The organism is Streptomyces sp. CBMA29 (assembly GCF_014596445.1).
GTDB lineage: Bacteria > Actinomycetota > Actinomycetes > Streptomycetales > Streptomycetaceae > Actinacidiphila.
Genome location: NZ_MECL01000196.1, coordinates 1 through 21,645, shown reverse-complemented (window position 1 = coordinate 21,645; position 21,645 = coordinate 1). Strand labels below are relative to the sequence as shown.

The window sequence follows — 21,645 nt, the reverse complement described above, 5'->3', positions numbered from 1 at the left end:
GACAGTGAGGGGCGGGGCCATGGGTGGACGTGCGGACTGGCGGGGATTTCTGGAGCGGTGGAGCGAGGAGTGGATCGCGGGACACGATCCTGAGCGGCGGGGGCCGCTCGCGGAGGAGGTCTTACGGGACAGGTGGCTGGGGTTCGCGCCCGCGAGCGAGGACGCGGTCGCGGCGGCCGAGGCACGGCTCGGGCGTCGGCTGCCGCCGTCGCTGCGGGAATTCCTGCTCGTCACCGACGGCTGGCGGGACGCGGGGGTCTTCATCTACCGGATGGCGGGATGCGCGGAGCTGGAGTGGCTGCGGGACACCGACGACCGCACCTGGATCGAGGTCTACGACTACCTGGCGGAGGAGAACGCCGAGGACGAGACCGGTGAGCAGGACGACGAGGATGTCCAGGACGACGAGGACAACGAGGACGACGAGGAGCCGTACGGCGTCCGCGAGGCGAAGATGCTCCGGCGCTCCCTGCGCCTGTCCCTCGAAGGCGACGCCGCGGTCATGCTGCTCGACCCGGACGACGTGGACGAGAACGGCGAGTGGGCGGCGTACTGGCTCGCGTCGTGGTCGGGCGAGGGACCGGAGCCGTGCGGATCGTTCCACGACCTCATGCACGAGCAGTGGGTGTCCTTCCACGCCCTGTGCAATCCGCCCGGCGCCACGCGGGACCACTGGGACGCGGAGGTCGAGCGGGCTCGGCGCGAGGCGCTGGCCGGGGCGGTGGACGGACCGCTCGCGGTGTTCGCCCAGGCCCATGAGTACGGACGCGCGCGTGCCGACGCGCTGAGCGCCCAGATGACGATGCTGCTCGGCGACTGGCGCCACCACCTCGCGGGTCTGACCTGGTACAACCCGCACAAGGACGAGATCTTCCTCGGCCCGCTGTTCGCCGCGGAACTCCTGCCGCTGCTGGTCCGGCAGGACCGGCTCGCCGTGCTCGACCGCCGTCACGAGCTACGGCCGCTACCCCGGCTCAAGGAGTACGCGCCCGAGCCGGTACGGGCACTCGTCGCCGACTACGAGGCCAGAGCCTCCGGTCCGGACTTCCGGCTCACCTTCGGCGGCGGCCCGGAATTCGACGCGGCCGTGCACGCCGTCGTCGACCCGCTCGCCGCGCACCCGGCCTTCCAGGCGCCCGGCCCGCGCCCGGCTCCGAGGCCGGAACCACTGCGCGACCCGCTGACCGACCCGCTGACCGACCACGCGAAGGTACGGGCGGTCCGGGCGGCCCTGTGCGACGAGGCATGGACCGGCGTTCGGGCGGCTCTGCGGCTGTGGCGGCCGGTCAGCGAGGACCACATCGCGCCGATATCGCTGCTCGCGCACCCCGTTCTGGCGGAGATGATCACGCGCGAGCGCGGTCAGGAGGTCCTGATGACGCGGCGCGGCCCGGCACACGAGGGCACGTCCTGACCGGGCGTCCGCGGGTGGGACCGGGACCTGAAACGCCGCCGATCCGGCGTTCGGGCGGCTGATTGGGGGGAAGGAGCGGGGGCACGCGTTCTGGCATGGACCACAGTGCGGGTGAAGCGGGGGGACCGGCGTTCGTGCTGGGGGGCGGCGGGGCCCTGGGCGCGTACGAAGTGGGCATGCTCAAGGCCCTGTTCGCGCAGGGGGTGAAGCCGGGGATGGTGCTCGGGACCTCCGTCGGCGCGATCAACGGGGCCGCCGTCGCCGCCGAGCCCTCGCAGACCGCGGTCGGCCGGCTGATCGAGCTGTGGACGGGACTGGGCAAGGCGGGGGTGTTCGCCGGTTCGCTGATGGGCCGCGTGGGCACCGCCGTGCGGAGCCGTACGCACCTCTACACCCCGGCACCGCTGGTCGACCTCCTGCGTGAGCACGTACAGGCCGCGCTCATCGAGGAGTTGGAGGTGCCCTTCCAGTGCGTGGCGGCGAGCATCGAGAACGCCGCCGAGCACTGGTTCGACCGCGGTCCGCTGATCGAGGCGGTGCTCGCCTCGTCCGCCGTGCCCGGACTGCTGCCGCCGGTCGACGTCGACGGCGAACACTTCGTGGACGGCGGCCTCGTCAACAGCATCCCGGTGGGCAGGGCCGTCGCCCTGGGCGCGCGCGAGATCTACGTCCTCCAGGTCGGCCGCATCGAACGGCCGCTGACCCCGCCGAAGTTGCCGTGGGACGTCGCCATGGTCGCCTTCGAGATCGCGCGCAGGCACCGGTTCGCCCGCGACATGGCCGACCTGCCGTCGGACGTGACCGTGCACGTACTGCCCAGCGGGGCGGCGTCCGGTGAAGCGGCCGGGGCGCTGGGCCAGTTGCGGCACCGGGCCTTCGGGCAGACGGCGGACCGTATCGAGCGGGCCTACGCCGCCTCGTCGCGGTATCTGGAGACCGCGCTCGACGGGACCGGTCCCAAGTCCTTTGTTCCGGAGGGCTCCGACTCCGAGGACCCGCACCCCGCTGAAGGTCCGGCGTGACGGGCCTCGACCCGGGCCTGGGCGCGGGTACGGGTTCAGGTACGGGTCCAGGTCCAGGTTCAGGTACGGACGCCCTCCCGAGCGCCGACTCGACCGCGCGGGAACGGCCGCAGACCCGTACCCGTACCGGCATCGCCGCCGCCGCGAGTGCCGCGCTGGTGACGGCCGCCCGGCGTACGGTCACCATCGCGCTCGTGGCCGCGCTGATACCGGTGGCCGCGGCCCTCCTCATCGCCGTGACCGTACTCAGCGCGCCGGTGTCGATACCGTCGCGCGGCGCGTGGCGGCCGACGCGTATGGCCGGTTTCCTGCTCGTCTACCTCGTCGTGGACCTCGCGGGAGTGCTGGCGGCTTCCGCGCTCTTCCTGCACCATCCCAGGGCGGACCGGGACCGGCGGGCGGCCGAGGCGTTCGCGCTCCTCGCGCGGCTGCTGGCCGTACTGCGCAAGGTGGCGGACCGGCTGTTCCACCTGGAGGTGGAGATGACGCCCGCGCTGCCCGTGGGTGACCGGCCGCCGGACGTACCGCTGGTGGTGTTCGTACGGCACGCGGGTGTCGGCGATTCGTTCCTGCTCCTCCAGACGCTGCTCACCGACGTACGCCTGCTGCCGCACACCGTGCTGAAGGGCGTCCTGCGCGCCGATCCGTGCCTCGACGTCCTGCTCGGCCGGGTCCCGCACTGCTTCCTGCCCCCCGCGCACGGCACCGCCGAGGACGCGATCACCGAACTGGCGGCGGGCCTGCGGTCGCGCGACGCGCTCGTGATCTTCCCCGAGGGCGGCAACTTCACCCCGCGCCGCCACCGCCGCGCCATCGCCAGTCTGCGCCGCCTCGGCCAGTACCGGCGCGCGGCCCGCGCGGCCCGGCTGCGGTACGTGCTGCCGCCGCGGGACGCCGGAAGCCTCGCCGTACTGGCCGCCGCGCCCACCGCGGAGGTGGTCTTCGTCGTCCACTCCGGCCTCGACGTCATCGCGTCCGCGCGCGCCGCCTGGGACTTCCTCCCGTTCCGCCGCCCGGTGCGGGTCCACTGGTGGCGGATACCGGCGGCCGAGGTCCCGGTCGGGGACGCGGCGCGCAGCGAGTGGCTGCTCGGGCAGTGGGAGCGGATGGACCGGTGGACGGCGGAGCAGGCGGTGGCGGCGACGCCGCACGTATAGCCGCACGTATAGCCGCACGTATAGGGGTCGCGCGCGGAGCCGGGGGTCGTACGGCCCCCGGCTCCAGCGCCCTCAGCAACCCTGCCTCACAAGGTGCGTTCGAGGCGGTCCGCGACCAGCTTCACGAAGCGGGAGGGGTCGGGGAGTTCCGCGCCCTCGGCCAACAGGGCGAGCTGGTGGACGAGTTCGGTGGTCTCTTCGAGGGCGGGGTCGTCGGGGCGTTCTGCGTGGGTGCGGTTGAGCCCGACGACCAGCGGGTGCTTGGGGTTGAGTTCGAGGATCCGCTTGGCGTGCGGGATCTCCTGGCCCATGGCGCGGTAGATGTTCTCCAGCGCCGGCGACACGTCGTTGGCGTCCGAGACGACGCAGGCGGGCGAGACGGTGAGCCGCGAGGACAGGCGTACGTCCTTGACCTGCTCGCTCAGCAGTTCCGTCATACGGGCGAGCAGGCCCGCGAACTCCTCCCGCTGCTTCTCCCGTTCGGTCCCCGCCTCCTGCTTCTCCTCCTCCGTACCGAGGTCGACCTCGCCCTTGGCGACGGAGCGGAACTGCTTGCCGCCGAACTCCGGCGCCGTGTCGACCCAGACCTCGTCCACCGGGTCGGTCAGCAGCAGCACCTCGATGCCGCGGGCCTGGAACGCCTCCATGTGCGGGGAGTTCTCGACGGCCTGCCGCGATTCGCCGGTGACGTAGAAGATGTGCTCCTGACCGTCCTTCATCCGCTCCACGTACTGCGCGAGCGTCGTCGGCGCGTCCTTGTCGTGCGTGCTGGCGAAGGAGCTGACGCCGAGGATCGCGTCGCGGTTCTCGAAGTCGCCGAGCAGCCCCTCCTTCAGGACGCGGCCGAACTCCCGCCAGAACGTGGCGTATTGCTCGGGCCGCGCGACCATCATGTTCTTGACCGTCGACAGCACCTTCTTCGCCAGCCGACGGTGCATCAGCTCGATCTGGCGGTCCTGCTGAAGGATCTCGCGCGACACGTTCAGCGACAGGTCCTGCGCGTCGACGACTCCCTTGACGAAGCGGAGGTACGGCGGCATCAGCGCTTCGCAGTCGTCCATGATGAAGACGCGCTTCACGTAGAGCTGGACACCGCGCTTGTAGTCGCGCATGAACAGGTCCTGCGGCGCGTGCGCCGGGATGAACAGCAGCGCCTGGTACTCGAAGGTGCCTTCCGCGTGGAGGCGGATGATCTCCAGCGGGTCGTTCCAGTCGTGGCTGATGTGCTTGTACAGCTCGTGGTAGTCGGCGTCGCTGACCTCGTCGCGGGAGCGGGCCCACAGGGCCTTCATGGAGTTCAGCGTTTCGAGCCGGGGCTCGGGCTCGGACTCGGGCTCGGACTCGGACTCGGCGTCGGACTCGGACTCGGGCTCGGCGTCGGGCACTTCGGCCCGGGGCTCGGGCTCCGCGGCCATCTTGATCGGCCAGGTGATGAAGTCCGAGTACCGCTTGACGATTTCCTTGATCTTCCACGGCGAGGTGTAGTCGTACAGCCGGTCCTCGGCGTCCTCCGGCTTCAGCCGCAGCACGATCGCCGTCCCCTGCGGGGCGTCCGCGACGGTCTCCACCGTGTACGTCCCCTCACCGCTGGACGTCCACCGCGTGCCCTCGGTCTCCCCCGCGCGCCGCGTCAGCAGCGTGACCTCGTCCGCCACCATGAAGCTCGCGTAGAACCCGACCCCGAACTGCCCGATCAGGCCCTCGGCCGCTCCCGCGCCCTCGGCATCCTTCAGTTCCCGCAGGAACTTCGCCGTCCCCGAGTTGGCGATCGTCCCGATGAGCTGGACGACTTCCTCCCGGGACATCCCGATCCCGTTGTCCCGCACGGTGAGCGTACGGGCCTCCCGGTCCACCTCCAGCCCGATGTGCAGGTCCGACACATCCACGTCCAACTCGCCGTCCCGCAGCGCTTCGAGCCGCAGCTTGTCCAACGCGTCCGAGGCGTTGGACACCAACTCGCGCAGGAACACGTCCTTGTTGGAGTAGATCGAGTGGATCATCATCTGCAGAAGCTGACGCGCTTCCACCTGGAACTCGAACGTCTCGGTCGGCATGGTCCGCTGTTCCTTCTCACATCACCGGCTGACAGGCACTGACCGCAGCACTGTAGATGAGCCCCCGCCGCCCGCACGTCAGCCTTCGCGGCCCGCGATGAGTTTCCGCCCCGTCCATCCGCCAGGATGACCCCCCATGCCCTCACCCCTGCCCCGCCCGCCGACGACGGTTGGCGAGCCGACCACGTAGGGACGCACCACCACCGGCTCGGGCCGTCCGCGGCCGAGGGCGGGATCACGTATGCCGCCGCGGACTTCCGCAACTGGTACCTGGAGTGGCTGAGCGGGCGGGAGACCGCCGACGGCGGCCGGCCGTGCCGAAGGCGGGCGGGTCGGTGGTAATGCCGCTACGGGGTACGGAGTTGGCGGCCCTGTAGCACGGTCCCCGCTCGTGGCACGGCCCCCGCTCGTACGCGCCCTCGGTCCCGCGCGCCACTACGACGTACGCGCGCCGCCCGCGATCGCGACTCTGACGACGGTGACGGTGTCGAAGGCGTCGCCCAGCGAACACAGCACGTCGCCGCCTGCCGCGTGCAGTTCGAGGCGGTGGACCTGCCGCGTCGAGCCGCCCTGGCCGATGGCGACGGAGTCCTCGCGCTCGACGACGCGGATGTCCGGCCAGGGATGCGCGTCGATCCGGGCCGGGCGGGTGATGACGATGCCGCCGTCGAAGACGTGCAGCCGCGGGATGCGGTTGTCGCGGCGCTTCTCGTAACGGAACGCGGTGACCGGCAGCGCGACGGCGAGGACGAGCAAGGTGACGCCGATCGAGGTGACCACCGGGCCGTACGGGTGGAGGACCAGACCGATACCGGGCGCGAGCAGGACGACCCCGAGGCCGAAGGCGACGCAGCCGACGTCACCGCCGCCGAGCGCGTGGACGGCGCGGGACTCACCGAAGCCGTGCCGCTGGGCGAGCCGGGCGACTTCGCGCAGGGTGGCCGGGCCGTTCGTCCCCGCCGCGTCCCGCGAACCGCCGCCCGCGGCAACCGTATCCGTCATCGCCCCGCCGCCTCTCCCCCGCGCGCCCGGCCGCGTGCCAACGACCGTGCCTCTCCTGCCCCTTACCCGCGGACGGGGGTGCCGTACCTCCGACGAGGAGGTACGGGTACGGGTACGGCTACGGCACGGCTACCGCTACGCCTATACGGTCGCGGCTCGCGGCTCGCGCCACATCGGCCACATGTGAGGCCCGTCAGGCAGGTCGATCGTGCGGCCGGTGAAGACGAAGCCGAGCCGCTCGTACAGGCCGCGGCTGCGCTCGCTGCTCGCCTCCAGATACGCGGCCAGGCCGTCGCGGTCGCAGCGTTCGAGGACGGCGGAGATCAGTTCGGTGCCGCGGCTCTGGCCCTGCAACTGCGCGTCCACGGCGATGAGCAGCAGGTATTCGTGGGCGGGGCCCGTGGGGTGGCCCTCGCCGAGGATGCGGGCGATCTGCTCGACGCGCTCGTTGGCCGGGTCGACCGCCTCGCGGAAGGCGGCGGGGTCGTCGTCCGCGTGCGCCTGGGTGTCCTCGGGCGCGTCGGTGGTCGCGGGTATCGACATCCACAGGGCGACCGCCTTGCCGTCCTCCGTCATGTCGACGTAGCCGTCGGCGAGTACCTGGTCGGCGAAGGCGCCCATCAACGACGCGTGCTTGCGCAGCCGGTGCTCCGGGTCGGGAAAGACCCAGCTACTCACGGGGTCGTTCCTGAACACCTTGTCCAGCACCCCGACCACGACCTCCCGGTCGCCCGCCCCGGCCCTCCGGATCGCCACACCCATCGCCCTGTCCGCCCTTCACGTCGTCGTCCTGCGTCGTCTCACGTTGTCGGTGCGCACCGCACATCGCACGCACGCGTCGTATCAACTGATCACGCGCGTGCGGCGGTTGCAGCCTAGAGGGTGCGGCCCCGTGTGTCCGGGCGCGGCGGGGAAGAGACGGAGGCGGTCGTTCTCCGCGGGTCCTGAGGTTCAGGCCGTACGTACCTGGACGACCGCGTACGTCCCGCTCGTACGCCAAGCCCCGTCGCCTGCCGAGCTGTTGGCGTCGAGCGCGGCGACCGTACCGGCTTCGAGGCCGACGATCACATCGGACTTGAGGGTGCGCAGGGCCGCGAGCGGGCCGGGGAAGTAGCCGGTGGGCAGGGAGAATTCGGTCGTCGGGGACCACAGGCGGTCGCCGACCAGGCGGCGGTAGTTGAGGTCGCCCTTGAGCACCGTCACTGTGGCGCGGCCCAGTTCGGCCCGAAGATCGGCGGGCATGTCGGCGTACGGCAGCGGCGCGCAGGCGAACGGGTGCGCGCGGACGGCGAGTCGGCCGGTGCCCAGCGCCGACCACAGCCGCGCGCCGGTCTCCCGCGCCCTGCGGCCCGGCGCCTGCCTGATCCGGCGCAGGCAGTCGACGACGTCCGAGGTCGTCGCGTCCGAGACGAAGTACGGGTACGGCTTCACGTGCAGGACCGCGGTGGCGGCGCGGCCGGTGTGCAGGAGATGGTCGATCAGGATCAGGTCGGGGATCAACTCGCGGCCCGCGTTGTCGGCGATCACGGTCACCGCCGCGGTGCCGGGCGGGGCGGCGGCGAGGTGGCGCCAGAGGGCGGCGCTGTCGTCGGCGAGGAGGTCGTCGGAGGGGAGGTCGTCGGAGGGGGCGGCGGCGGTGTCCGTGGGGGCGTTCGCCGTGGACCTGTTCGCCTTAGACGCGTTCGCGGAGATGCGGAAGCCGAGGTCCGCGCGGTTGCCCCACAGCGCGCCTTGCAGGACGGCACGGTCCCGGTCGTCCGGGGCGAGGTCGTCGAGCGCGTCGAGGGCGGCCAGTTCGTCGGCGACCTCGGGCCCGGTCAACTCGGCGCGCTTGAACGGCGCGAAGGGGTCGACGCCCTGCCACGGCCCCGGTCCGAAGTACCCGACCGCGTCCAGCAGCCTGCGGTAGAAGTAGCTCTCCGCCCACAGAAAGGGCACCTCGTACCACGACGTACGGCCGACGTACGCCTCCGCGCCCCATTCGGCCCACCGTCGGACGTCGTCGGCGGCGCGGGTGCGGGCGTCGGTGTGGGTGCCGGTGTGGGCGTGGGTGCCGCCGGTGCCGGTGCCGGTGCCGGTCGAGAGCGGGCCGATCGGCGGGCCCGAGGTCGCGTCGGCCGAGGCGGGCGCGGCCGTCTCCTCCGCGAGCGCGTCGAGTGCGCGGCGCTGTTCGGGCGGGTACGGGAAGGCGTCCGCGACCTGCCTGATCAGCGCCGGGTGGCGGTCGGCCAGCACGCTCCTGGCGAAGGAGCCGGGCGTACCGCTCATGACGACGGGGGCCGCGGGGCCGGCGGGGCCGGCGGGGGCGGCGGGGGCGGCGGCGGTGTCTGACGGGCCGGACGGGCCGGATTCGGGCGGGACGTCTCCTGTTTCGCGCACCGCTCAAGAATGACAGGGGTGGGGCTGGCCCCACCCCCGACCGGCCGGGCTGCCGGATGCCGCGAGAGGGGTGCGGAGCGGGATCGTCTAGGCATCAGCACATCAGCACATCAGGACGGAACGGTCCCCACCGCGATGATTCGAGGCCAGCGATGACCGCCAGCACATTCCCCCACGCCGCTCAGGCCCCCGCCGCTCAGGCCGCCGCCACGCAGGTGTCCGCCACGCAGGTGTCCGCCGCGCAGCCGCGCTCTTCTCATCCCGCCGCCGCGTCGCAGGCCCGGCCCGGTCTGCTGTCGGCTCCGGACGCCGAGCGTCCCGCGTACGGTTCGGCCGCGAAGGGTCCCGGCCCCGGCCGTGTCCCGCCCGGCTTCTGGCGCGCGCCCTTCGCCGCCGTCACCTTCCGCGAGGTCGGTTACGCGCTCACGTCGCTGCCGATCGCCATCGCCGGATTCGTCTTCGCCGTCACGATGTTCGCCGTCGGCACCAGCCTCGCCCTCACCGCCATCGGGGTGCCCGTCCTGGCCGCGATGCTGACCGGGGCCCGCGCGCTCGGCGGCGCCGAACGCGCCCGCGCCGGGAGCCTGCTCTCCCTCCGCGTCGGCGAGCCCGCCCCCGTGCCCGCGCCCCGTACCCCCGGCCGCTGGGCCGCCATGACCGCCCGGCTCCGCGACCCCTCGGCCTGGAAGGCCCTCCTCTTCCAGGTCCTCATGTTCCCCTGGCGCATCGCGAGCTTCGTCCTCACCCTGACTTTCCTCCTCACCGGCTGGACCGTCGCCCTCTACCCCGCCTACGCCTGGGTCTTCCCCCGTTACGTCGACTGGCCCGGCTACCGCCTCTTCGAGTACACCTCCGGCGGCGTCCACCACGCCTACTACCTCTCCTCCCCCCTCCAGATCGCCGGCGCCTCCCTCCTCGGCCTCCTCCTCGTCTTCCTCACCCCGCCCCTCGTCCGCGCCCTCACCACCGTCGACCGCACGGCGATCCGCTCCCTGCTGTCCTAGGACGTGTCCGCGATGTCCCGTCTGGCTGGCGGCGCCTGGCCCGCACCCCTGCGAGATGGGGGACCGCGCCCCGGTCGCCCTGATGTACCGCTCCGTGCACCACGAGGCCGACGTCTCCGCGGTCCCGGAGGCGATCCGCCCGATGGTCGCGGCCCGCCGCGCGAAGGAACCGTCCCACCGCCCGAGCACGGACCAACTCCTCGACCGGTTCGGCGATTCGGCTACGGCCGAGGCGGGTATGGGCGACGCCCCGCACCGCACCGGGTACGCGGCCCCCCGCACCCCGGACCCGCGGACTCCCGTACCCGCACCTACCCGGTCCGCCGCCAACTCGTACGCGCCCAGGGCCGTACCGCCGCCTCCCTCATACGCGCCCGGCGTTCCCTGGCCGATGATCCGTTTCGCCGAATGCGTCATGGAGGACCACGAATCCGCCTTCCGGATGGCCGTCGTCCTGACGGACGGCACCACCATCCGCACCGGCCGGGCGTCCAGCCGCAGCCTGGCCGAACTGACCGAGTGGGCCATGCGGTTCACCCTGGTGCGCGACCGCCGCCTCCGCCAGTAGCCGCCGCCAGCGCCCGACGCGGACCGGCGACCGCCCGAAATAACCCGCCGTGCACCGCTTGTCGCGCACCCTTGGTGTGCGGGCCGACCGCATCCGGGGTCGGACGGGCAAGCGAGGCGAGGGAGACGGCCATGAGCGAGGCGGCACGGGACACGGGGACGGGTGCGGCGGCGGGGTCGGGCACGGCCGCAGGCCGGCTCGTCGTCGGGGTCGACGGTTCGGAACCGTCGCTCAAGGCGCTGCGCTGGGCCGCGCGGCAGGCGGCCCTGACCGGCGACGCGCTGGAAGCGGTCATCGCGTGGGAGATGCCGTCGGCGTACGGCTGGGCCGGGCTGCCAGGGCTGCCCGACGACGTCGACCTGGAGGCCAACGCGGACCAGGTCCTGGCGAGGGCCGTCGAGACGGCCCTCACGCCGGAACAGGCCCGGACCGTCACCCGCCGTACCGTGCTCGGGAACCCGGCCCAGGCCATCCTCGACACCGGCGAGGGCGCCGACCTGATCGTGGTGGGCGTGCGCGGCCACGGCACCTTCCGCTCCACCCTCCTCGGCTCGGTCAGCCACACGGTCACCGTGCACGCCTCATGCCCTGTCGTGGTCGTACGCGGCACGGCGGGCACGGCGGTCACGGCCCCCGCGGGCGGCGGGTCGTAACGGCGGGGCGATGGTCCGCGGCGGCCGGGGCACGGAGTTATCCACAGGCTGTGAAGAGTGGGTGCCCGAATGTGGTCGGGGCGGAGCATCATGGGGGCATGAACGAGATCACCGGATCCCCGGCGGGGTCCATGCCGGAGTGGGAGAAGCGCTTTCGGGCGCCGCGGGTGGGGCTGCCCGAGTGGGCCGAGGACGCCCCGGACCGCAGCCTGTTCGTGTCGAACGTGACGGGGACGTACGAGCTGTACGCCTGGGACCGGACGACAGGCGGGCGACGGCAGGTCACCGACCGGCCGAACGGGACGACGGACGGCACGCTGAGCCGGGACGGCGCGTGGGTGTGGTGGTTCTCGGACACGGACGGGGACGAGTTCGGGATATGGATGCGGCAGCCCTTCGCGGGCGGTGAGGACGTACCGGCGGCGCCCGGCCTGGAGGCGTCGTACCCGGCCGGTCTCGCGCTGGGCCCCGGCGGCCTGGCCGTGGTCGGACGGTCCACCGACGACGAGGGCACGTCGGTGTACGTGGTGCGGCCGGACAGCCAGCCGGCCGAGGTCTACCGGCACGCGGAGTCGGCGAGCGTCGGCGACCTCTCGGAGGACGGCACGCTGGTCGTGATCGAGCACACCGAGCACGGCGACGCGATGCACAGCGCGCTGCGGGTGCTGTCGGTGGCGGACGGCTCGACGGCCGCGGAGCTGGACGACACCGACGGCGGCCGGGCCGAGCTGGGCCTGGACTGCCTGGGATTCGCCCCCGTCGTCGGCGACACCCGCCTGCTGGTCGGACACCAGCGGTCCGGCCGCTGGCTGCCGATGATCTGGGACACCGCGACCGGCGTGGAGACGCGGCTGGCCATAGACCTGCCCGGTGACGTGCACGCCGAGTGGTATCCGGACGGCACGGCGCTGCTCGTCGTCCACGACTACCAGGCGCGCGGCGAGATGTTCCGGTACGACCTGGCGGCCGGCACCCTGGCGCGGCTCGACACCCCGCCGGGTTCGGTCAGCGGCGCCACCGCGCGGCCCGACGGGACGGTCGAATATCTGTGGTCGTCGGCGCAGCGCCCGCCCGCGGTGCGGTCCACGACCGGTGCCGTCGTACTGGAGGCGCCGGGGCTGCGGGCGCCGGAGTCGGTGCCGGTGGAGGACGCGTGGGTGGAGGGTCCCGGCGGCCTCATCCACGCGCTGGTCCAGAAGCCGGACGGCGAGGGGCCGTTCCCGACCGTGTTCGAGATCCACGGCGGTCCCACCTGGCACGACTCGGACTCCTTCGCGGCGGGCCCGGCGGCCTGGGTCGACCACGGTTTCGCGGTGGTCCGGGTCAACTACCGCGGTTCGACCGGCTACGGCCGGGAGTGGACGGACGCGCTCAAGCACCGCGTCGGCCTGATCGAGCTGGAGGACATCGCGGCGGTCCGCGCGTGGGCCGTCTCCTCGGGCCTCGCCGACCCGCGGCGGCTCGTCCTGTCCGGCGGCTCCTGGGGCGGCTATCTGACCCTGCTGGGCCTCGGCACCCAGCCGGAGGCGTGGACGGTGGGCATAGCGGCGGTCCCCGTCGCCGACTACGTGGCCGCGTACGCCGACGAGATGGAGGCCCTCAAGTCGCTGGACCGCACCTTCTTCGGCGGCTCCCCCGAGGAGGTCCCCGACCGCTTCGAGGCGTCCTCCCCGCTCACCTACGTCGAGCGGGTCGCCGCCCCCGTCTACATCAGCGCGGGCATGAACGACCCGCGCTGCCCGATACGCCAGATCGACAACTACGTCGAGCGGCTGCGGGAGCTGGACAAGTCGCACGAGGTGTACCGGTACGACGCGGGGCACGGTTCGCTGGTCGTGGAGGAGCGGATCAAGCAGGTCCGTCTGGAACTGGCCTTCGCGCTGAAGCACGCGGGCGAGTAGGGCGCAGGGCGGCAGGCCCGTTGGCCGCCCCGGGATTGGACCTAGCCGGGTCCGACCCCGGAGCGGCCACGAGCCTCCGGCCGGGCGGGCGGGCGTGGGCGTACGACTGGACGGGCGTACGACGGGACGGGCGGCTCGGCGTCCGGAAGAGGCGTGCGGACAGTCGTCCGGGCCGGCATACGGCCAGGCGTGCGGCCAGGCGTGCGGCCAGGCGTGCGGCCAGATTGCGCCCGGCGTACGGCTCTAGGCGTCGGCGGACGCGGTGACGACCGTGTCCGACCGGTCCGCGCCGGAGGCGTCCGGCCCCGATTCCGCCTTCGTCCCCGGCCCCGGCTCGTCGTCACCGTCGTCGGGGACGAGACCCAGCTCGGCGTCGGCGCGCGTCTCGGCCTCGCGGCGGGCCAGGCGGAACCACATGAAGACGACGAAGCCGGCGAAGACGAACCACTGACCGGTGTAGCCGAGATTCTGGAACGCCTTGATGTCCAGACCGCTGTTGGGGGCCGCCGCCGGGGGCACCGCCTTCAGCGGCGCGGCGGGGTCGCTCGCGGTGATCCAGCCGCTGTAGACCGGGTAGGGCAGCACATTGACCAGCGAGGCGGCGCTGATCATGCCGAGTTGTCCTGAGGGCAGCGCGCCGTTGGACTGCACGCCGTCGGTGCCGGTGCTCTCCGGGTACTGGAGGGCGCCGGTCACGGTGACCTCGCCGGTCGGCGCGGCCGGTACGGCACTGGTGCGCGAGGCCGCCGAGGCGTCGCCCGGCAGCCAGCCGCGGACGACGGGCAGGGCGGCGCCGTCCGCGCCGACCCGCAGGGGGGTCAGTACGTAGTAGCCGTCATGGCCGTCGAGGGTGCGGCCGGGGACCAGGAGCTGATGGGAGGAGTCGTAACGGCCGGTCGCGCTGACCGAGCGGCCCGAGGCGCCGTCGGGCACCTGGGTGCGCGGCTGCGGCAGCAGTGTCGCCAACGGCACCGCCGCCTCGGCGACGGCCTTGCCCTGGGCCTGCTCGGCGCTCTTGTGGGAGTCGACCCGCAGCTCGAACCGGCTCAACTGCCAACTGCCCATGAAGACGCAGAACGGCACGGCGAGCAGCGACAGCACGCTGACCGCGAGCCAGCGCGGGGTGAGCAGGAACCGGTACACACCACAACGGTACGGGGGGCCTTTCGCGGCCCCGCAACCGGGGACCCGCACACCGGCCCGGAGCCGAGCCCGCGCGCACCTAAGGGCTGGTCGCTCCCGAGTCGGTTCCGGTGCCGCCGCTCGTCTCCGTACCGGGGGTGGAGTTGCCGCTGGTGGTGCCGGGGAGTGCGGCCGTCGTGTAGAGGGTGCCCGCGCAGGCGTTCTGGATGACGGGGCCGTCGACGACGGGAGCGCCCGCGGCCGGGGTGTGGTTGAGGGCGACGCTGCCGGGAGGCGGACTGGTCGGCGGGTCACCGCTGCCCAACTGGGTGGAGGTGCCGTTGCTGCCGCTGCCGCTGCCACTGCCGCTGCCCGGGTCGGAGCCGGTGGGGCCGCCGGTGCTCGCGGGGTCGCTCGACGTCGGCGTGGGCGTCGGGGTGGTCGGCGGAGTGGTGGGCGTCGTGGGGCAACCGCCGGTGCCGTTGCCCGCGGGGACCCACGCGAACTGCACCTCGTAGGTGTCACCCGGCGCGAGCACCACGGGTCCGTCGACGCCGGAGGGCAGCCTGCTCGCCGGGTCGCCCGGGGTGTGGCCGACGACCTGGATACGGGACGGGTCGGCCGAGCCCTCGGCGAGCACCTGCACCTGCCCGCTGCCGGGGACCGTACAGGGGACGCCGGAGACGTTGGCGACGCGGAACCAGCCGTAGACGCGGCCGGAGGAGTCCGGGGAGTCGGCGGAGCTGGCACCCTGGCCGAGCTGGACGCTGGAGCAGTCGGGCGCGGAGACCGCCGCCGAGTCCGAGGGGCTGCTGGTCGCGGGCGGCGGATCGTCGGTGGGGCTCTTCGACGAGGTGCCCGCGCCGCCGGTGCCGGTGGCCGCCTGGCCCGAGGAGGGGCCGCCCGCCCAGTAGTTGGTGTGGCCGTCCTGGCCGGGGGCGGAGGCGTGGGTGCTGGAGACGTTCGCCGGGAGGGCGTTCGTGCTGCTGGAGGTGTCGGCGGCGTGGATCAGGGCGGGCACCGCCATGCCGGCCAGCACCACGGCCGCCGCGGCACCGGCCAGCGCCTGCCGACGGTGCTGCCTGCGGGCCGGGACCGCGCGCCGCAGGTGGTCGAGCGCCTCGGGGGATGCCTCTATGCCCTGGACCGCGTTGTGCAGCAGCGCGCGCAGCGCCGCCTCTTCCGCGGTGTGCTCGGCACCGTCGGCGCTGTCGAGGTCGAGTTCGAGACTGGCGAAGTCGAAGCCGCCGTCGAGGCCGAAGCCGCCGTCGGAGCCCGAGCCCGGGGCGGAAGCGGCGTCGGCGGAGCCGGAACCCAGGTCGCGGCCCCGGTCCTCGCCGTGGTCCGCGCCCTTGCCCTTGCCCTGATCCTGGTTCTTGTTCTGGTCTTCCATACCGTGCGCGTCGTCGGGGGTGGTCATGCCGTCGCCTCCATCGCGACGCGCAGCGCCGCAATGCCTCGCGAACCGTACGCCTTCACCGAGCCCAGGGAGATACCCAGGGTCTCGGCGACCTGCGCCTCGGTCATGTCGGCGAAGTATCGCAGCACCAGCACCTCGCGCTGCCTGCGCTGAAGCGAACGCATCGCGGCCTTGAGCTGGTCGCGCTCCAGGATCTCGTACGCGCCCTCCTCCGCGCTCGCCATGTCGGGCATCGGCTTGGAGAGCAGCTTCAGGCCGAGAATGCGGCGGCGCAGGGCGGAGCGGGAGAGGTTGACGACCGTCTGGCGCAGATAGGCCAGGGTCTTCTCCGGGTCGCGGACCCGGCTGCGGGCCGAGTGCACCCGGATGAACGCCTCCTGGACCACGTCCTCGCAGGAGGCCGTGTCGTCCAGCAGCAGCGCGGCGAGGCCGAGCAGTGAACGGTAGTGCGCACGGTAGGTCTCGGTGAGGTGGTCGACCGTGGTGCCTACTGCCATCGCCGAGTCAGAGTCCTCGCCTTCCGCGGCCGTGACCCGCACGACCGGCCAGGGTGCGATCACCGGGATGCCGCCGGAGAGCGCACCGGATGCCGCCGTACGTGGACGCGGCAGCCGGGGCGGCACGATCGTCCCGTGCCGTCCGAATGCCGCCTCGATACCCAGTGCCTCCGCCACAACTGTTGGACACGCATCCCCCCCTCAGGGTTGTACGCGCAAGACACGCCGCTCGACGGAGCGTCAAATATCCCCATGCGTACCAGCTCTTCCTCAACGCCCTGTTTGCACCGACGCTTCCCCCCGGACCACGCTCGGTGTACAGCACCTTAGGGACCAGACCATAGGGCAGTGCGCTGACACAAAGACGCTCCCCCGAGCGAGTCGGTTCCCGCGGGGGAATGCAAAGTCTCCAACGTTCGGGTGCGTGAGTTCAAGTGGTCCAGACCAGCAACTTTGTCCCGGACACATTGCCGAGTACGAGCCCCAGCGGCCTCAGGCGGCGATGTCCGCCGCCACCACCTCGGCGATCTGGACGGCGTTCAGCGCCGCGCCCTTGCGCAGATTGTCGCCGCAGACGAACAGTTCGAGAGCGCACGGGTCGTCGAGCGAGCGCCGCACGCGCCCCACCCACGTGGGATCCGTACCGACCGCGTCCGCGGGCGTCGGGAACTCACCGTGCCGCGGGTCGTCGCAGACCACGACACCCGGCGCGTTCCGCAGGATCTCGTGCGCCCGCGCGACCGTCACCTCGTTCTCGAACCGCGCGTGCACCGACAGCGAGTGCGTCGTGATCACCGGCACCCGTACGCAGGTCGCCGTGGCCCGCAGGCCGGGCAGCCCGAGGATCTTGCGCGACTCGTCGCGTACCTTCATCTCCTCCGACGACCAGCCGTCGTCGCCCACGAGCGAGCCCGCCCACGGCACCACGTTGAGCGCCAGCGGCGCCGCGAACGGCCCGAAGTCGCCCACCGTGCGGCGCAGATCGCCCGCATGCGTGCCCGCGTCGGTCCCCGCGACCTTCGTCATCTGGTCGCGCAGCGCCGCGATCCCGGCCTGTCCCGCACCCGAGGCCGCCTGGTAGGACGAGACGATCAACTCGGTCAGCCCGAACTCGGCGTGCAGCGCGCCGACCGCCACGATCATCGACAGCGTCGTGCAGTGGGGATTGGCGACGATGCCGCGCGGGCGCATCCGCACCGCGTGCGCGTTGACCTCGGGCACCACGAGCGGCACCTCGTCGTCCATCCGGAAGGCGCCCGAATTGTCCACCACGACCACGCCCTTGGCCGCCGCGATCGGCGCCCACCGCGCGGCCACCTCGTCGGGCACGTCGAAGAGCGCGACGTCGATCCCGTCGAAGGCCGCCTCGTCGAGCGCGACGACCTCCGCCTCGGCGCCGCGCACCGGCAGCAGCCGCCCGGCCGAGCGCGCGGACGCGACCAGCCGGATCTCCCCCCACACGTCCTGGCGCGTGCTGAGGAGTTCGCGCACCACCGTGCCGACCGCCCCCGTCGCCCCCACCACGGCGAGCGACGGTCGCGGCCCGCCGCTCATCGCCCGGTCCCCCCGTAGACGACCGCTTCGTCGCTGTCGCTGTCCAGGCCGAACGCCGAGTGCACGGCCTGCACGGCGGGCTTCACGTCGTCGACCCGGGTGACCACCGAGATGCGGATCTCGGATGTCGAGATCAGCTCGATGTTGACGCCCGCGTTGGACAGCGCCTCGAAGAAGGTCGCCGTGACACCGGGGTTGGTCTTCATACCCGCGCCGACCAGCGAGATCTTGCCGATCTGGTCGTCGTAGCGCAGCGAGTCGAAGGCGATGACCGTCTGCGCCTTGGTCAGCGCCGCCATCGCCTTCTGGCCCTCGGCCTTGGGGAGCGTGAAGGAGATGTCGGTGAGCGCGGTGGCCGCGGCCGACACGTTCTGGACGATCATGTCGATGTTGATCTCGGCGTCCGCGATGGCCCGGAAGATCGTCGCCGCCTCGCCCGGCTTGTCGGGCACCCCGACCACCGTGATCTTGGCCTCGGACGTGTCGTGCGAGACGCCGGAGATGATCGCCTGCTCCATCGGACTGTCTCCCTGTGCTGACTGGGCTGACTCGTACGCGGCACGCGCCTGCGGCGGTCGCGGAAGATTCGCGGGCCGTTCGCTGCTCACCCAGGTGCCGGGGAGCCCGGAGAACGACGACCGTACGTGGATCGGGATGTTGTAGCGGCGCGCGTACTCCACACACCGGTGCAGCAGCACCTTGGAGCCGGAACTGGCCAGCTCCAGCATGTCCTCGAAGGCGATCCAGTCCATCTTGCGGGCCTTCTTGACCACCCGCGGGTCGGCCGTGAAGACGCCGTCCACGTCCGTGTAGATCTCGCACACCTCGGCGTCCAGGGCCGCCGCCAGCGCCACCGCGGTGGTGTCGGAGCCGCCGCGCCCGAGCGTGGTGATGTCCTTCTTGTCCTGCGAGACGCCCTGGAATCCGGCGACGATCGCGATGTTGCCCTCGTCCAGCGCCGTACGGATACGGCCGGGCGTGACGTCGATGATCCGCGCCTTGTTGTGCACCGAGTCGGTGATCACTCCGGCCTGGCTGCCGGTGAACGACTGCGCCTCGTGCCCGAGGTTCTTGATCGCCATCGCCAGCAGCGCCATCGAGATGCGCTCACCGGCGGTCAGCAGCATGTCGAACTCGCGCCCCGCGGGAATCGGTGACACCTGCTCCGCGAGATCGATCAGCTCGTCCGTCGTGTCGCCCATCGCGGACACCACGACGACCACTTGGTGGCCCGCCTTCTTGGTGTCGACGATCCGTCGGGCGACGCGCTTGATGCCTTCGGCATCGGCGACGGAGGAGCCGCCGTACTTCTGCACGACAAGGCCCACGTGCGCTCCTCGCTCAGGGATTCCCAGGGGGTGCCGGGGGATTTCCAGGGGTTGTTGCGGTCGGCCCAGTTTAACGAGCAGGCACGATCCGCCCCGCACGTATCGCATGGTGAGATACGTCGCCCGAGGCGTGATCAGCCGCAAGTTTTACGGCCGAAGGCGCGGGGGGTGGGTCCGGTGAGTGCTGTAGGGGCGGTGGGCCCGGGGGCGGTCCTACGTCGCCGGACGCAGCCCCAGCGTCCCCAGCTCGGCCTCCATGACCTTGCCCGCCTCCTCGGCCAGCTCCTCCTCGTCGTCCCCGTCGCCGCCGGTGTCCAGACCGTCCAGCTCGTCCAGCGGGCTGTCCAGCCGTACGTGGGCCACGAGCGACTGGAGCGCGCGCAGGCTGGCACTGGCCGTGGAGCCCCAGTTGGACAGGTACGAGAACTGCCACCACCACAGCGCCTCGGAGATCCTCCCGGCCCTGAAGTGCGCGAGGCCGTGTGTGAGGTCGGCCACGACATCGGCCATGTCGTCGGAGATACGGCAGGCCACCGGCGTCGACCGCGGCACGTACGGGTCGAAGACTTCGGAGTAGACGTCGATCGGTTCGAGGAGCGCCGCGAGCCGCTGCCGCAGGTCGTCCTCGTCCGGCTCGGGACCGACGTCCGGCTCGTACCGCTCGTCCGGGACGATGTCCTCGTGCGCGCCGAGCCGGCCGCCGGCCAGCAGGAGCTGCGAGACCTCCAGCAGCAGGTACGGGACCGCGCTGTCCGGGTCGTCGCCCTTGGCGACCTCGCGGACCGAGAGGATGAAGCTCTCGATCTGGTCCGCGATCTGTACGGCGAACTCGTCCGGTTCCTGCTCCTTGCCCGCCACGTCCCGCGCCCGACCCCGCATCTGGTCCTGCTTCTGCTTCCGGTCCTGCGCCTGAGCCTGCTTCTGGCCCTGGTCCCGCTTCTGGTCCTGAGCCTGCTTCTGGCCCTGCTTCTTCGTCACGGTCTCAGACATCCAGCAACCGCCTCCCTTCGAAGGCCCGCCCCAGCGTGACCTCGTCCGCGTACTCCAAGTCACCGCCCACAGGGAGACCGCTGGCCAGTCGCGTGACCCGCAGTCCCATGGGCTTCACCATCCGGGCCAGGTACGTCGCTGTCGCCTCGCCCTCCAGATTCGGGTCCGTCGCGAGGATCAGCTCGGTGACGGTGCCGTCCGCGAGACGGCTCAGCAGCTCCCTTATCCGCAGGTCGTCGGGGCCGACGCCCTCGATCGGGCTGATCGCGCCGCCGAGCACGTGGTACTTCCCGCGGAACTCGCGGGTCCGCTCGACCGCCACCACGTCCTTCGGCTCCTCGACCACACAGATCACCGAGGGGTCGCGGCGCGGGTCACGGCAGACCCGGCACTGCTCGTCCTGCGCGACATTGCCGCACACCGCGCAGAACCGCACCTTCGCCTTCACCTCGGACAGCACGTGCGCGAGGCGCCGTACGTCCGCCGGATCGGCCTGAAGGATATGGAAGGCGATCCGCTGGGCGCTCTTGGGACCCACGCCGGGCAGCCTGCCCAGTTCGTCGATCAGGTCCTGGACCACGCCTTCGTACACGCCGACGAGCCTTCCTCACGGTTCCTGCGGTTCTCCGGTGGGGTTTCCGGAGGGGTTTCCGGAGAGATCAGAACGGGAGGCCGGGCATGCCGCCCAGCCCCTGGGCGAGCGGGCCGAGCTTGGCCTGCTGGACCGCCTGCGCCGCCTCGTTCGCGTTGTGCACCGCGGCGACCACCAGATCGGCGAGCGTCTCGGTGTCGTCGGGGTCGACCGCCTTGGGGTCGATGACCAGGCCGCGCAGCTCACCGGCGCCGGTCACCTTCGCGGTGACCAGGCCGCCGCCCGCGGAGCCCTCGACCTCGGTCTCGGCCAGCTCCTGCTGGGCCGTGGCGAGGTCCTGCTGCATCTTCTGGGCCTGCTGGAGCAGCTCCTGCATGTTCGGCTGACCACCGGGAATCACGGTTTTACTCCTGACTGGCGTCTGCGGTGCGGTGCCACCTTTTTCGTGACAGGGCGAGCCTACGTGTTCGTACGGCCCAGCGCCCTACGCCGTACGGAGGATCGGAACCGGGCCGGGACCACCCGACGGGAGTACAACGCGTCCACCAGGGGTGGGGTGCCCAAATGCGGTGGTGAACTCGGCCGGGACCGGGTCCGGGTCCTGGGCCGTGCCCTCAGTCGTGCGCGATCTCCTCTATGACCGTGGCGCCCAGCTCCCGTACGAAGAGGTCGTGGCCGCTGAGCGCGGAGTCGACGAGATCCGGGTCGTCGTCCTCGGGGACGTCGTCCTCCAGCGGCGGCGGCATGTCGTCCACGGGGGGCGGCCCGGACTGGTACGACGCGGACGGCGATGGTGACTGTGACGAGGAACGGGACTGGTACTGACCTTGGCCCTGTCCTTGGCCCAGTCCTTGGTCTTGTCCGTATCCCTGCCCCTGGCCCGGGGACGAGGGGGGTCCGGCCTGGAAGTCCGGTCTCGGGGCGCCCTGGGGCCGGTCCTGCCCGGGGCGGCCGGCCGGCGGCTGCGGCGGGCCCGAGGGGCGGGGGG

General features: G+C 72.2%; 20 protein-coding genes. 7 read left to right on the top strand and 13 right to left on the bottom strand.

The features are described from left to right. The first annotated feature begins 19 nt into the window (after positions 1-19). The 3 genes from BGM09_RS25930 (at position 20) to BGM09_RS25920 (ending at position 3,593) form a co-directional block, all read left to right on the top strand. The gene (locus BGM09_RS25930) at positions 20-1,414 is read left to right on the top strand and encodes an SMI1/KNR4 family protein (RefSeq protein ID WP_188284117.1); all 1,395 of its coding nucleotides are present in this window, start codon (positions 20-22) and stop codon (positions 1,412-1,414) included. Between the two features lie 95 nt (positions 1,415-1,509). Next, complete coding sequence (locus tag BGM09_RS25925) at positions 1,510-2,436, top strand: patatin-like phospholipase family protein (protein ID WP_188284116.1); 927 nt, start codon at positions 1,510-1,512, stop codon at positions 2,434-2,436. After that, a complete protein-coding gene (locus BGM09_RS25920; RefSeq protein WP_317452898.1) occupies positions 2,433-3,593 on the top strand; it encodes a hypothetical protein in 1,161 nt (386 codons plus the stop codon). The genes BGM09_RS25925 and BGM09_RS25920 overlap by 4 nt, the downstream gene beginning before the upstream one ends. An 86-nt stretch (positions 3,594-3,679) precedes the next feature. Here the strand turns inward: BGM09_RS25920 and htpG are convergent, their stop codons facing one another. The 4 genes from htpG to BGM09_RS25900 all read right to left on the bottom strand — a co-directional run bounded on the left by htpG (position 3,680) and on the right by BGM09_RS25900 (position 8,917). Continuing rightward, positions 3,680-5,647 (bottom strand): molecular chaperone HtpG, encoded by a 1,968-nt coding sequence (gene htpG / locus BGM09_RS25915; RefSeq protein ID WP_188284115.1) that lies wholly within the window; start codon positions 5,645-5,647, stop codon positions 3,680-3,682. A 435-nt stretch (positions 5,648-6,082) separates the two neighbouring features. Beyond that, on the bottom strand, positions 6,083-6,649 hold the full coding sequence (locus BGM09_RS25910; RefSeq protein ID WP_188284114.1) for a hypothetical protein: 567 nt from the start codon (positions 6,647-6,649) through the stop codon (positions 6,083-6,085). Positions 6,650-6,790: 141 nt separating this feature from the next. Beyond that, positions 6,791-7,411, bottom strand: a complete 621-nt coding sequence (locus BGM09_RS25905) for a GNAT family N-acetyltransferase (RefSeq protein WP_188284113.1) — start codon at positions 7,409-7,411, stop codon at positions 6,791-6,793. Positions 7,412-7,600: 189 nt separating this feature from the next. Beyond that, positions 7,601-8,917 (bottom strand): damage-control phosphatase ARMT1 family protein, encoded by a 1,317-nt coding sequence (locus BGM09_RS25900; protein ID WP_188284191.1) that lies wholly within the window; start codon positions 8,915-8,917, stop codon positions 7,601-7,603. Between the two features lie 263 nt (positions 8,918-9,180). Here BGM09_RS25900 and BGM09_RS25895 point away from each other — a divergent pair, with 263 nt between their 5' ends. The 4 genes from BGM09_RS25895 (at position 9,181) to BGM09_RS25880 (ending at position 13,154) form a co-directional block, all read left to right on the top strand. Further along, the gene (locus tag BGM09_RS25895) at positions 9,181-10,032 is read left to right on the top strand and encodes a sensor domain-containing protein (RefSeq protein WP_188284112.1); all 852 of its coding nucleotides are present in this window, start codon (positions 9,181-9,183) and stop codon (positions 10,030-10,032) included. 55 nt (positions 10,033-10,087) lie between these two features. Beyond that, positions 10,088-10,600, top strand: a complete 513-nt coding sequence (locus tag BGM09_RS25890) for a hypothetical protein (RefSeq protein ID WP_188284111.1) — start codon at positions 10,088-10,090, stop codon at positions 10,598-10,600. A gap of 131 nt (positions 10,601-10,731) precedes the next feature. Then, positions 10,732-11,253, top strand: a complete 522-nt coding sequence (locus tag BGM09_RS25885; protein ID WP_188284110.1) for a universal stress protein — start codon at positions 10,732-10,734, stop codon at positions 11,251-11,253. Between the two features lie 98 nt (positions 11,254-11,351). Continuing rightward, positions 11,352-13,154, top strand: coding sequence for a prolyl oligopeptidase family serine peptidase (locus BGM09_RS25880; RefSeq protein WP_188284109.1), 1,803 nt, complete (start codon positions 11,352-11,354; stop codon positions 13,152-13,154). Between the two features lie 243 nt (positions 13,155-13,397). On the opposite strand, the gene BGM09_RS25875 is transcribed toward BGM09_RS25880, so the two are convergent. The 9 genes from BGM09_RS25875 to BGM09_RS38585 all read right to left on the bottom strand — a co-directional run bounded on the left by BGM09_RS25875 (position 13,398) and on the right by BGM09_RS38585 (position 21,403). After that, positions 13,398-14,297: an SURF1 family protein gene (locus tag BGM09_RS25875; protein ID WP_188284108.1), complete on the bottom strand. Its 900-nt coding sequence runs from the start codon at positions 14,295-14,297 to the stop codon at positions 13,398-13,400. A 79-nt stretch (positions 14,298-14,376) separates the two neighbouring features. Beyond that, positions 14,377-15,696 carry a hypothetical protein gene (locus BGM09_RS25870; protein ID WP_188284107.1) on the bottom strand — a complete coding sequence of 440 codons (1,320 nt, stop codon included), beginning with the start codon at positions 15,694-15,696 and terminating at the stop codon, positions 14,377-14,379. Beyond that, positions 15,693-16,370 carry a SigE family RNA polymerase sigma factor gene (locus tag BGM09_RS25865; protein WP_411158369.1) on the bottom strand — a complete coding sequence of 226 codons (678 nt, stop codon included), beginning with the start codon at positions 16,368-16,370 and terminating at the stop codon, positions 15,693-15,695. Before BGM09_RS25865 ends, BGM09_RS25870 begins: the two co-directional genes overlap by 4 nt. Positions 16,371-16,685: 315 nt before the next feature. Continuing rightward, positions 16,686-17,747, bottom strand: a complete 1,062-nt coding sequence (locus BGM09_RS25860; RefSeq protein WP_188284106.1) for an aspartate-semialdehyde dehydrogenase — start codon at positions 17,745-17,747, stop codon at positions 16,686-16,688. Beyond that, complete coding sequence (locus BGM09_RS25855; RefSeq protein ID WP_188284105.1) at positions 17,744-19,075, bottom strand: aspartate kinase; 1,332 nt, start codon at positions 19,073-19,075, stop codon at positions 17,744-17,746. Before BGM09_RS25855 ends, BGM09_RS25860 begins: the two co-directional genes overlap by 4 nt. 213 nt (positions 19,076-19,288) lie before the next feature. Then, positions 19,289-19,954, bottom strand: a complete 666-nt coding sequence (locus BGM09_RS25850; protein ID WP_188284189.1) for a DUF5063 domain-containing protein — start codon at positions 19,952-19,954, stop codon at positions 19,289-19,291. A 103-nt stretch (positions 19,955-20,057) separates the two neighbouring features. Continuing rightward, entirely contained in the window at positions 20,058-20,657 is a 600-nt protein-coding gene (gene recR, locus BGM09_RS25845) for a recombination mediator RecR (protein WP_188284104.1), read from the bottom strand. A 67-nt stretch (positions 20,658-20,724) separates the two neighbouring features. Then, entirely contained in the window at positions 20,725-21,057 is a 333-nt protein-coding gene (locus BGM09_RS25840; RefSeq protein WP_188284103.1) for a YbaB/EbfC family nucleoid-associated protein, read from the bottom strand. A 214-nt stretch (positions 21,058-21,271) separates the two neighbouring features. Further along, positions 21,272-21,403, bottom strand: coding sequence for a hypothetical protein (locus BGM09_RS38585; RefSeq protein ID WP_262928413.1), 132 nt, complete (start codon positions 21,401-21,403; stop codon positions 21,272-21,274). Between the last annotated feature and the right edge of the window lie 242 nt (positions 21,404-21,645).

Bases quoted from the DNA above. Each gene is read 5' to 3' on its own strand.
- BGM09_RS38585 (WP_262928413.1), bottom strand. From the start codon at position 21,403: ATGCCGCCGCCGCTGGAGGACGACGTCCCCGAGGACGACGACCCGGAT.
- BGM09_RS25900 (WP_188284191.1), bottom strand. From the start codon at position 8,917: ATGAGCGGTACGCCCGGCTCCTTCGCCAGGAGCGTGCTGGCCGACCGC.
- BGM09_RS25905 (WP_188284113.1), bottom strand. From the start codon at position 7,411: ATGGGTGTGGCGATCCGGAGGGCCGGGGCGGGCGACCGGGAGGTCGTG.
- BGM09_RS25885 (WP_188284110.1), top strand. From the start codon at position 10,732: ATGAGCGAGGCGGCACGGGACACGGGGACGGGTGCGGCGGCGGGGTCG.
- BGM09_RS25850 (WP_188284189.1), bottom strand. From the start codon at position 19,954: ATGCGGGGTCGGGCGCGGGACGTGGCGGGCAAGGAGCAGGAACCGGAC.
- BGM09_RS25870 (WP_188284107.1), bottom strand. From the start codon at position 15,696: ATGACCACCCCCGACGACGCGCACGGTATGGAAGACCAGAACAAGAAC.
- htpG (WP_188284115.1), bottom strand. From the start codon at position 5,647: ATGCCGACCGAGACGTTCGAGTTCCAGGTGGAAGCGCGTCAGCTTCTG.
- BGM09_RS25890 (WP_188284111.1), top strand. From the start codon at position 10,088: ATGGGGGACCGCGCCCCGGTCGCCCTGATGTACCGCTCCGTGCACCAC.
- BGM09_RS25860 (WP_188284106.1), bottom strand. From the start codon at position 17,747: ATGAGCGGCGGGCCGCGACCGTCGCTCGCCGTGGTGGGGGCGACGGGG.
- BGM09_RS25930 (WP_188284117.1), top strand. From the start codon at position 20: ATGGGTGGACGTGCGGACTGGCGGGGATTTCTGGAGCGGTGGAGCGAG.
- BGM09_RS25895 (WP_188284112.1), top strand. From the start codon at position 9,181: ATGACCGCCAGCACATTCCCCCACGCCGCTCAGGCCCCCGCCGCTCAG.
- BGM09_RS25925 (WP_188284116.1), top strand. From the start codon at position 1,510: ATGGACCACAGTGCGGGTGAAGCGGGGGGACCGGCGTTCGTGCTGGGG.
- BGM09_RS25910 (WP_188284114.1), bottom strand. From the start codon at position 6,649: ATGACGGATACGGTTGCCGCGGGCGGCGGTTCGCGGGACGCGGCGGGG.
- BGM09_RS25880 (WP_188284109.1), top strand. From the start codon at position 11,352: ATGAACGAGATCACCGGATCCCCGGCGGGGTCCATGCCGGAGTGGGAG.